This is a genomic window from Kribbella swartbergensis (assembly GCF_054784135.1).
The window spans coordinates 1-1,000 of record NZ_BAAGPM010000086.1; the positions used below are offsets into that span (position 1 = coordinate 1).

At 64.0% G+C, this 1,000-nt stretch carries 1 protein-coding gene; it reads left to right on the plus strand.

Features of this window, described 5'->3' with window-relative positions:
- Positions 1-28 precede the first annotated feature (28 nt).
- Positions 29-997: an IS5 family transposase gene (locus tag ACYVOK_RS36180; RefSeq protein WP_460667136.1), complete on the plus strand. Its 969-nt coding sequence runs from the start codon at positions 29-31 to the stop codon at positions 995-997.
- The last annotated feature ends 3 nt before the right edge of the window (positions 998-1,000 follow it).

Sequence of the window (1,000 nt, forward strand, 5' to 3'; positions counted from 1 at the left end):
ATCGCCGTCTGGGCAAAGATCCCCTCCCATGCCCTTCAAGGCTAATGCCGCTCGCCGTCACCACATCCCCAAGCAGTGGCACAGGGTCACGAATTGGCCGGCGTACGACGCGGCCCTGCGTCAACGGGGTAGCCTCACGGTATGGTTCACGGAGGAAGCAATCGCAGCCTGGAGGGCCGAGCCCTGCACAACCCGGGGCGGTCAACCCCATTATTCTGCCCTCGCAATCAGAACGGCCCTGACGCTGCGGGCGGTGTTTCGGCTCGCGCTGCGGCAAACCGAAGGGCTGATCGGCTCAATTTTCCAACTCCTGGGTTTGGATCTGGCGGTACCGGATCACTCGACCCTGAGCCGCCGCGCCGAAAGGCTGGAGGTCCCAAAGCCATCTCCAAGCGCCAGAGACCCTGTTCACCTGCTGGTCGACAGCACAGGCCTGCGGCTCTGTGGGCCCGGCGAGTGGCTGGTCGCGAAGCACGGCACTCGCACACGTCGATCCTGGCGCAAGCTGCACATCGGTGTTGATGCTGAGACCGGGCAGATCCTCGCGGCGGAACTGACGACCAGCGAGGTCGATGATGGCTCGCAGGTTGAGCCCTTGCTCGGCCAGATCACAGGTCCACTCGCCTCCTTCACCGGTGATGGAGCCTACGATCAGACTGGCATCTACGACACGATCGCCAGGCGCTATCCCGATGCTGACGTGATCGTTCCGCCACGATCAACGGCAGTGCTGACTGAGACGGCGGAGAGCGCTCCGACCCAGCGCGATCGGCATCTCCAAAGCATTGCGGAGCATGGACGCACGGGTTGGCAGAAGAGGTCCGGGTACACGCGTCGTGCCCTGGTCGAGACCGCCATCGGCCGGCTTAAACGAGTGATCGGGGACGCGCTGCGCTCGCGGACGGATCGGCGTCGCCTGACGGAGGTGGCCATCACCATTGCTGCCCTGAACCGCATGCTTGAGCTTGGACGCCCGAAATCCGTCCGCATCACCTAAACT

What these genes read in the sequence shown, in the direction of transcription:
- ACYVOK_RS36180 (WP_460667136.1), top strand. Translation starts at nt 29, where the DNA reads ATGCCCTTCAAGGCTAATGCCGCTCGCCGTCACCACATCCCCAAGCAG.